At 72.6% G+C, this 8,552-nt stretch carries 8 protein-coding genes and 2 pseudogenes; 8 read left to right on the top strand and 2 right to left on the bottom strand.

Going from position 1 to position 8,552, the window contains the following annotated elements:
• From AC2W7G_RS04915 to AC2W7G_RS04895, 5 genes and pseudogenes are all read left to right on the top strand, one after another.
• Nucleotides 1-215, top strand: a pseudogene (locus AC2W7G_RS04915) (cytochrome c biogenesis protein CcdA); the annotation flags it as partial.
• Nucleotides 212-1,792 carry a cytochrome c biogenesis protein ResB gene (gene resB / locus AC2W7G_RS04910; protein ID WP_485867452.1) on the top strand — a complete coding sequence of 527 codons (1,581 nt, stop codon included), beginning with the start codon at nt 212-214 and terminating at the stop codon, nt 1,790-1,792. The pseudogene AC2W7G_RS04915 and the gene resB, both read left to right, overlap by 4 nt.
• A complete protein-coding gene (ccsB, locus tag AC2W7G_RS04905; RefSeq protein WP_485867451.1) occupies nt 1,789-2,745 on the top strand; it encodes a c-type cytochrome biogenesis protein CcsB in 957 nt (318 codons plus the stop codon). Before resB ends, ccsB begins: the two co-directional genes overlap by 4 nt.
• A gap of 408 nt (nt 2,746-3,153) precedes the next feature.
• Nucleotides 3,154-4,056, top strand: a complete 903-nt coding sequence (locus tag AC2W7G_RS04900; RefSeq protein ID WP_485867450.1) for an ABC transporter ATP-binding protein — start codon at nt 3,154-3,156, stop codon at nt 4,054-4,056.
• The gene (locus AC2W7G_RS04895; RefSeq protein ID WP_485867449.1) at nt 4,053-5,111 is read left to right on the top strand and encodes an ABC transporter permease; all 1,059 of its coding nucleotides are present in this window, start codon (nt 4,053-4,055) and stop codon (nt 5,109-5,111) included. Before AC2W7G_RS04900 ends, AC2W7G_RS04895 begins: the two co-directional genes overlap by 4 nt.
• Nucleotides 5,112-5,232: 121 nt before the next feature.
• Here AC2W7G_RS04895 and AC2W7G_RS04890 read toward each other — a convergent pair whose 3' ends face one another.
• On the bottom strand, nt 5,233-5,496 hold the full coding sequence (locus AC2W7G_RS04890) for a PLD nuclease N-terminal domain-containing protein (protein WP_485867448.1): 264 nt from the start codon (nt 5,494-5,496) through the stop codon (nt 5,233-5,235).
• Between the two features lie 39 nt (nt 5,497-5,535).
• Here AC2W7G_RS04890 and AC2W7G_RS04885 point away from each other — a divergent pair, with 39 nt between their 5' ends.
• The 3 genes and pseudogenes from AC2W7G_RS04885 (at nt 5,536) to AC2W7G_RS04875 (ending at nt 7,505) form a co-directional block, all read left to right on the top strand.
• Nucleotides 5,536-5,802 carry a DUF4229 domain-containing protein gene (locus tag AC2W7G_RS04885; RefSeq protein ID WP_485867447.1) on the top strand — a complete coding sequence of 89 codons (267 nt, stop codon included), beginning with the start codon at nt 5,536-5,538 and terminating at the stop codon, nt 5,800-5,802.
• Nucleotides 5,714-6,873, top strand: a pseudogene (cds1, locus tag AC2W7G_RS04880) (L-cysteine desulfhydrase Cds1). Before AC2W7G_RS04885 ends, cds1 begins: the two are co-directional and overlap by 89 nt.
• Nucleotides 6,870-7,505, top strand: coding sequence for a YitT family protein (locus AC2W7G_RS04875; protein WP_485867446.1), 636 nt, complete (start codon nt 6,870-6,872; stop codon nt 7,503-7,505). Before cds1 ends, AC2W7G_RS04875 begins: the two are co-directional and overlap by 4 nt.
• Here the strand turns inward: AC2W7G_RS04875 and AC2W7G_RS04870 are convergent, their stop codons facing one another.
• On the bottom strand, nt 7,506-8,381 hold the full coding sequence (locus AC2W7G_RS04870; protein WP_485867445.1) for a 1,4-dihydroxy-2-naphthoate polyprenyltransferase: 876 nt from the start codon (nt 8,379-8,381) through the stop codon (nt 7,506-7,508).
• Nucleotides 8,382-8,552: the final 171 nt, after the last annotated feature.

Below are 8,552 nucleotides of genomic sequence, written 5' to 3'. Positions count from 1 at the left end.
ACTGCCTGGGCCTGGGCATCCCCTTCGTGGTGGCCGCGGTCGCGTTCGCGCGCTTCACCCGCGCGCTGCGCTGGTTCAAGCGCCACCAGCGCGTCGTGGGCCTGGTCGGCGGGGCGCTGCTGGTGGCGATGGGCGTCCTGCTCGTCAGCGGCCTGTGGGACGGCATGGTCGACGAGATGCGCGGCTGGATCAGTGGAACGGAGCTGCCCCTGTGAGCGAGAAGGGCGACAAGAACGCCGACCGGAGGCTGGCCTCGGAGCTCGGCGGGCGCGAGATGCTGCGCTGGCTGTGGCGCCAGATCACCTCGATGCGCACGGCGCTGTTCCTGCTGCTGCTGCTGGCCATCGCGGCCGTCCCGGGCTCGCTCATCCCGCAGCGCGGGGTGGACGCGCAGGCCGTGCAGTCGTACTTCGCGCGCAACCCCAAGCTCGCCCCGGTGCTGGACGACCTGGGCTTCTTCAGCGTCTACACGTCGCCGTGGTTCAGCGCCATCTACCTGCTGCTCATGGTCTCGTTGGTGGGCTGCATCATCCCGCGCGCCATCGTCTACGCGAAGGCGCTGCGGGCGCGTCCGCCCAGGGCGCCGCGCAACCTCCTGCGGCTGCCCGTCTCGACCTCGTTGGAGACCGACGCCTCGCTCGACGAGGTCGTCGCCGCCGCCCGCGGGGCGCTGCGCGGCCACCGGGTCGACGTGGTCGCCGACGACCAGGTCGCCGAGGTGCGCGCCGAGAAGGGCTACCTGCGCGAGGCCGGCAACCTGGTCTTCCACGTCAGCCTGGTCGTGGTGCTGGTCGGCGTCGCCGCCGGCGCCCTGCTCGGCTACCGCGGCTCGGCCGTCGTGGTCGAGGGCACCGGGTTCTCCAACAGCCTGACCCAGTACGACGAGTTCTCCTCCGGGTCCTGGTTCGAGGCCCACGACCTGCCGCCGTTCTCGCTGCAGATGGACGACGTCACCGCCAAGTTCCAGACCACCGGCGAGCAGCGCGGCGCGCCGCGGATGTTCCGTGCCCGCGGCGAGTACACGGCGCCCGACGGCGAGAGCGGCGACTTCGACATCCAGGTCAACCACCCGCTGAGCGTCGACGGCACGGACGTCTTCCTCGTGGGCCAGGGCTACGCCCCCGTGGTCAAGGTGACCGACCCGCAGGGCAACGTCGCCTTCGACGGGCCGGTCCCGTTCCTGCCCGAGGACCCCACCTACACGTCCAGCGGTGTCGTGAAGGTGCCCGACGCCCAGCCGTACCAGATCGGCTTCCAGGGCTTCTTCCTGCCGACGGCCGTCACCACCGGCGACGACGAGGCGTCGGTCTCGATCTTCCCGGCGGCGGCGAACCCGATCCTCGGCCTGTTCGCCTGGACCGGCGACCTCGGCCTGGACGACGGCGTCCCGCAGTCGGTGTACGTCCTGGACAAGGACGATATGACGCAGGTGAAGAACGAGGACGGCAGCAACTTCCGCATCTCGCTGAGCCCGGGCCAGGAGCAGGTGCTGCCCGACGGCACGCGGATCGAGTTCGTCGAGCTGCGCCAGTTCGCCCGGCTGCAGATCGCGGCGTCCCCGGGCAAGGTCGTGCCGCTGGTCGGGGTGGTCGTCGGCGTGCTCGGACTGATCCTGTCGCTGTCGATCAAGCCCCGGCGCACGTGGATCCGGGCCCGTCGTGACGGCTCGCGTACGATCGTGGAGGTCGCCGCACTCGACCGCGTGCCGCGCGGAGACGTCACCGGCGACCTGGACGACCTCCTCGAGCGTCTCGCGCTCGAGGCCCCGAAGGAGAAGGCAGACAAGGCATGAGCGAGCGCAGCCTCGAGCAGTACGCCCAGTTCTCGAACTACGCGATCGCCTCGGCGACCGTCGTCCTGGGGCTCGCGTTCCTGGCCTACCTCGTGCAGTGGGCCGTGGCGCGCAAGGTCGCCCCCGAGCCCGTGCTGGTCGCCGCCGGCGGTGCCGACGCGGACGCCCCGGCCGCCGACGAGGTCGAGACGCGCGAGACGCGCTTCACGATGGCCGGCAGCATCGGCTACTCGCTCACCACGCTGGCCGCCCTCGTGCTGCTCGCCGGCATGGTCACCCGCGGCCTCGCCGCCGAGCGCGTGCCGTGGGGCAACATGTACGAGTTCGGCTGCGCCGCCGTCCTGTGCGCGCTGGTCGCCTACCTCGTGCTGGTCAAGGTCTGGGACATCGACTGGGTCGGCAGCATCATCACCGGCCTGGGAACGGTCGTCCTCGGCGCCTCGATGCTGGTCTACGTCCCGGCCGGCCCGCTCGTCCCGGCCCTCCACTCGTACTGGCTCGTCATGCACGTGCTGGCGGCCATGATCGCCGGCTCGGCGTTCGTCATCGGCGCGGCTGCGTCGGCGCTGTTCCTGGTGAAGTCGCGCGCCGAGCGCAGCACGCCCGAGGAGGCCCGCACGGGCATGCTCTGGCGCATGCCGTCGGCCGCGCGCATGGACCAGCTGGCCTACCGCGTCAACGCCTTCGCCTTCCCGGTGTGGACGTTCGCCGCGCTCATCTCGGGCCCGATCTGGGCGCAGTACGCCTGGGGCCGCTACTGGGGCTGGGACCCCAAGGAGGTCTGGGCGTTCATCACGTGGGTGGTCTACGCCGGCTACCTGCACGCCCGCGCCACCGCCGGCTGGAAGGGCAAGGCCGCGGCCATCCTGTGCCTGGTCGGCTTCGCCACGTTCGTGTTCAACTTCGTCGGCGTGAACCTGTTCGTCCCCGGCCTGCACTCCTACGCGAAGTAGCCCGTGGTCGGGTTCGTGCTCGACGTGCTGATCGGCCTGCTGCCGTGGCACGGTGACGGTCAGGACTCCGCGTACCGGGCGTACCGCCACGCGTGAAAGATCGCGACACGCGAGGGGACGCGTGACGAGACGACGCTGCGCAACAGCTTCCGGTACGGCAACGTGCCCGGCGGCGAGGACCCGGACACCGACGCAGTCCTGAGCGTCTACCTCGAGCGGTGGCGCGCCGGCGTGCACCCCCGCGACGTCCCGCGCCACGAGCGCTGAGTCTCACCGGTCGCGCTGGCGTCGCCTTCACGCTGAGTGTGACGTTTCTGGGGCGATTCGGACGGTTTCGGCCCCGGAACGTCACACTCAGCGGAACGCGACCCGCGCCGACCGTCGGGTGGCACCGCTAGGGTGCGGCGCATGGGACTCGGCATCGAGGTCGTCGGCCTGACGATGACCTACGGCGACCTGCGCGCCGTGGACGACGTCAGCTTCGCGGTCCGGCCGGGCGAGTTCTTCGGCCTGCTCGGCCCGAACGGCGCGGGCAAGACCACGACGCTGGAGATGATCGAGGGGCTGCGCGTGCCGCAGGCCGGCACCGTCCGCATCGGCGAGCACGACCCGCGCCGCCGTGACGCCGCGCTGCAGCGCGTCATCGGCGTGCAGCTGCAGGCGTCGGCGTTCTTCGAGCGGCTCACGGTCCGCGAGCAGATCGACACCTTCGGCGCGCTGTACGGCGTCCCGGCCGGACGCGGCGGCGAGCTGCTCGAGCAGGTCGGCCTGGCCGACAAGGCCGACGTCCGCACCGAGGACCTGTCCGGCGGCCAGAAGCAGCGGCTGTCCATCGCCTGTGCGCTCGTCCACGACCCTGAGGTGGTCTTCCTCGACGAGCCGACCGCGGCGCTCGACCCGCAGGCCCGGCGCAACCTCTGGGACGTGCTGCGCGGGCTCAACGAGTCCGGTCGCACCGTCGTGCTGACCACGCACTACATGGACGAGGCCGAGGCGCTGTGCGACCGGGTCGCGATCATGGACGCCGGGCGCGTCCTGCGGCTCGACACGCCTGCCGCGCTCGTGCGCGACCTCGACGCCCCGGTGCGCATCAACCTCGAGCCCGGCGCGCTCTCGCGCCCGGACGCCGAGGCGCTCGTCGGGGCCGCCGACGTCCGCGAGTCCGACGCCGGCCTGGAGCTGACCACGCGCGAGCCGTCACGCGTGCTCGCGGCGCTGGCCGAGCGCGACGCCCTCGCCGGCCTGGCCGTGCGCGGCGCGAGCCTGGAGGACGTCTTCCTGTCGCTGACCGGACGGGAGTACCGCTCGTGACCGCCTTCCGCAGCCTGGCCCTCGCGCTCGTGCGCGGGTTCCTGCGCGACCGCATGGCCGTGTTCTTCTCGCTCGTCTTCCCGCTGATGTTCCTCGTGCTGTTCGGCGGGCTGCTCGCCAACGACGAGGCGCCGCGCCCGGAGGTCGTCCAGGTCGGCGCCGTGCCCCTGCTCGACGACGCGGCGCCCGAGGCTCGTCAGGCCACCGAGGACGCGCTCGACGTGCGACGGTCCGACGACCGCGACGGGGCGCTGCAGGACGTCCGCTCCGGCGACGTCGACGCGGCCGTGCTGCAGCAGGGGGACCGCGTCGTCGTGTACTACTCCCAGGCCGACAGCATCGTGGCCGCGACGGTGCGTGGCGTCTTCCAGTCGATCGTCCAGTCCGCCAACGTCGCGGCGAGCGGCCAGGCGCCGGCGTACCAGCTGGGCGTCGAGCAGGTCGAGGACGAGTCGCTCGACACGATCCAGTACGTCACGCCCGGTCTGCTCGGCTGGGCCGTGGCGATGAGCGCGACGTTCGGCGCCGCGACCAGCCTCGTGGTGTGGCGCAAGAACGGGCTGCTGCGTCGCCTGCGGCTGGCACCCGTGCGCACGTCCTCGGTGGTCATGGCCCGCGTGGTCGTGAGCCTGGGCGTGGCTGCGGTGCAGGGCGCTGTGTTCGTCGGGCTCGGCGTCGCCGCCTTCGGCCTCCGGCTCACCGGCAGCTGGTGGATGATCGTCCCGCTGCTGCTCGCCGGCACGCTCGCGTTCCTCTCGGTGGGTCTGCTGGCCGGCTCCGTGGCCCGCACCGAGGAGGGCGCGGTCGGCATGGCCAACTTCGTCGTGCTGCCGATGGCCTTCCTGTCCGGCTCGTTCTTCTCGCTGGACGCCGCCCCGGGCTGGGTGCGCGCCGTCTCCGAGGTGCTGCCGCTCAAGTGGCTCAACGAGGGGATGCTCGACGTCATGGTCCGCGGGGAGGGACCGGCGTCCGTCGCCGCGCCGATCGGCATGCTGCTCACGTTCACCGCGGTGCTCGCGCTGCTGGCCGCGCGCCTGTTCCGCTGGGACCGGTAGGGCGCGTCCCGTCGTCGCGGTGCTCGCACGCTGACGTGCGTCGGGCGTGACGTTCGGGGGCGGTGTCGAGCAATCAGGCCCCTCGAACGTCACGCTCGGCGGGGCCGGTCGGGGAACGGGCTCAGAGGCCGCGGAGGTAGTCCGGGTCGTCGTCGGGGCCGAGCGGGCGCGGACGGCCAGGGCCGGGTCCGCGCGAGGCGGGTCCCTGGCGGCGCGAGCCGACCAGCAGCCACGCGACCGGGCCGACGAGCGGGATGATGAGCACCGTGACGAGCCACAGCGGCTTGGGCAGCACCCGGACGTCCTGGCGCGGCGTGCTGATCACGTCGAACAACGCGTAGACGGCGAGCGCGACCGCGATGACGACGATGAGTGCCTTGCCCATGGATCCAGCCTACGGGGCCGGGGAAGTAGGCTCGGAGGCGTGAGCGCGTTCTGGAAGTACACCCTGGCCCGGCTCGGCCTGTTCGTGGCCTGCTTCGCCGTGGTCTTCGTCGTCCTCTCGATGTTCTTCAAGGTCGACGACACCATGACGCTGTTCGCGGCGCTCGGTGCCCTGATCGTGTCGGCGATCATCTCGCTGATCGCGCTGCGCGGCCTGCGTGACGAGCTCGCGCGCCAGGTCGCCGACCGCGCGGCAGGCGTCACCCGCCGCATCGAGGAGTCGCGGCGTGCCGAAGACGTCGACTGAGGCGCGGGCCTGGATCGACGAGGCCGTCCGCCGGGTCGAGGCCGACGCCAACCGCAGCGCCGACACCCACCTGCACGCGTTCGAGCTGCCGGTCGAGGGCGTCCACCTGTACCTGAAGGACGAGTCGGTGCACCCCACCGGCAGCCTCAAGCACCGCCTGGCCCGCTCGCTGTTCCTGTACGCCCTGTGCAACGGCTGGCTCGGCCCCGACAGCACGGTCGTCGAGGCGTCCAGCGGCTCCACCGCGGTCTCGGAGGCCTACTTCGCCCGCCTGCTCGGCCTGCCGTTCGTCGCCGTCATGCCCCGCACCACAGCGCCGAGAAGATCGCGCTCATCGAGTGGTACGGCGGCCGCTGCCACTTCGTCGACGAGGCCGGTGAGGTCTACGCCGAGGCGGCGCGGGTCGCCGGGGAGTGCGGCGGGCACTACATGGACCAGTTCACGTTCGCCGAGCGGGCCACCGACTGGCGCGGCAACAACAACATCGCCGAGTCCATCTACGAGCAGATGGCCGCCGAGCCGCACCCGGTGCCGTCGTGGGTCGTGGTCAGCGCCGGCACCGGCGGGACGTCGGCCACGATCGGTCGGTACGTGCGCTACCGCCGCCTGCCCACCCGGCTGCTGGTCGCCGACCCCGACGGCTCGGCGTTCTACGACGGCTGGGACCAGGACACCTCCGACGTCGTGACCGGCTGCCGTCCGCGCATCGAGGGCATCGGACGTCCGCGGGTCGAGCCCTCGTTCGTCGGCGGGGTCGTGGACGACATGCTGCGCGTGCCGGACGCCGCCTCGATCGCGGCCATGCGCTGGGCCTCGCAGCGCCTCGGTCGGCCGGTCGGCGGCTCGACCGGCACCAACCTGTGGGCCGCCCTGACCGTCGTCGAGCGGATGCGCGCGGCCGGCGAGCAGGGCAGCGTCGTGACGCTGCTGTGCGACGGCGGCGAGCGCTACGCCCACACCTACTACGACGACGCGTGGCTGGCCGAGCACGACCTCGACCCCACGCCCTACGCGGCGGTGCTGGACGCCTTCGACCGCACCGGCGTCCTCGCGACCCAGGAGACCGAGTGACCGACACGAGCACCCCGCCCCCGGGCGTCCTGACGCCCACGCCGCACACCCGGGTCGAGGACGCGCTCGCGCTGCTGATCGGCACGTTCGTGGTGTCGCTGGGCGTCCACCTGCTCAAGTCCGCCGAGCTCGTCACCGGGGGCACCGCGGGCCTATCGCTGCTGATCGACCAGGTCGCGCCGATCCCGTTCGCGTGGCTGTTCCTGCTGGTGAACACGCCGTTCTTCGTGCTCGGCGGCATCCTCAAGGGCTGGGCGTTCGCGGCCAAGACGGTGCTCGGCGTCGGCCTGGTCTCGGCGTTCTCGGCGCTGCACCCGCACGCCCTGCCCGACCTGCACCCCGGCAGCGCGCTCTACGCGGCGGTCGCCGGCAACCTGCTGTGCGGCATCGGCATGCTCATCCTGTTCCGCCACGGCTCCAGCCTGGGCGGCTTCAACGTCATGGCGCTGCTCGCCCAGGAGCGGCTCGGCCTCAACGCGGGCTACGTCCAGATGTGCCTGGACGTCGCGGTCGTGCTGGGTGCGTTCACGGTCGCGTCCCCGACGCTGGTGCTGTGCTCGGCCATCGGCGCCGTCGTGATGAACGTCGTCATCGCGCTCAACCACCGCCCCGGGCGCTACCTCGGGATGTAGCTAGAGCGCGCCGAGCGCGAGACCGCCGCCGAGGCCGATCGCGTAGAGCAGCTCGGCCTGGCCGGTGACGGCCAGCGCCGGCACGAGCGCGGGACCGGTCGCGCCACCGAGCACGACGCGGGTCGCGCGCACCAGCGGCAGCAGGCCGATCGCGCCGAGCAGCGCCCACGGCGTCGAGAAGGCGGCCCACACCAGGCACGCAGCCGCCACCAGGGCCAGCAGGACGAAGAAGCGCCGCGTGCCGGCGTCGCCGAGCACGACCGCGAGCGTCCGCTTGCCGCTGACCGTGTCGGTGGGGATGTCGCGCAGGTTGTTGGCCACGAGGATGTTGCAGGCCAGGGCCCCGATGCCCACGGCGCCGGCCCAGGTCGCGGATGTGAACGTCTCGGCCTGGGCGTAGGTGGTGCCGGCCACGGCGACGAGGCCGAAGAACACGAAGACGCTGACCTCGCCGAGCGCCTTGTAGCCGTACGGGCTCGGGCCGCCGGTGTACGTCCAGGCGGCGGCCAGCGCGGCGACGCCGACGAGCAGGAACCACCAGGTCGTCGTGGCGGCCAGCGCGAGGCCGAACAGGGCGCCGACGGCCAGCGAGAGCAGCGCCGCGCGCTTGACCGCGGACGCCGACGCGCTGCCCGAGCCGACCAGGCGCAGCGGCCCGACCCGGTCGGCGTCGGTCCCCTTGACGCCGTCGGAGTAGTCGTTGGCGTAGTTCACGCCGACCTGCAGCGCCAGCGACAGCCCGAGTGCCAGGAGCGCCTTCCACCAGACGAACCCGTCGGCCAGGACGGCCGCGCCGGTGCCGACGAGCACGGGCGAGACGGCGGCGGGGAGGGTGCGCGGGCGGGCGCCCTGGATCCACAGGCTGAGGGAGGTCACGAGGGGTCAGTCTGCCAGGCAGTCGCGGCGCCGCCGCCGGGCGGCGGGGAGGCGCCCCGGTGAGACGATGACCGCGATGAGCCCGCACGACGTCGACGCCCCCGCCTCCCTCACCCCTGTCTCCGGCCCGCCGCGCGCGGTCGAGGCCCTGCTGCGCGACTGGGGGGCCGG

The sequence above is a fragment of the Aeromicrobium sp. PFPM2_SD2 genome (assembly GCF_057364525.1).
The sequence above is the reverse complement of the archived record's forward strand: the minus strand, read 5'-3'. Positions and strand labels throughout refer to the sequence as shown.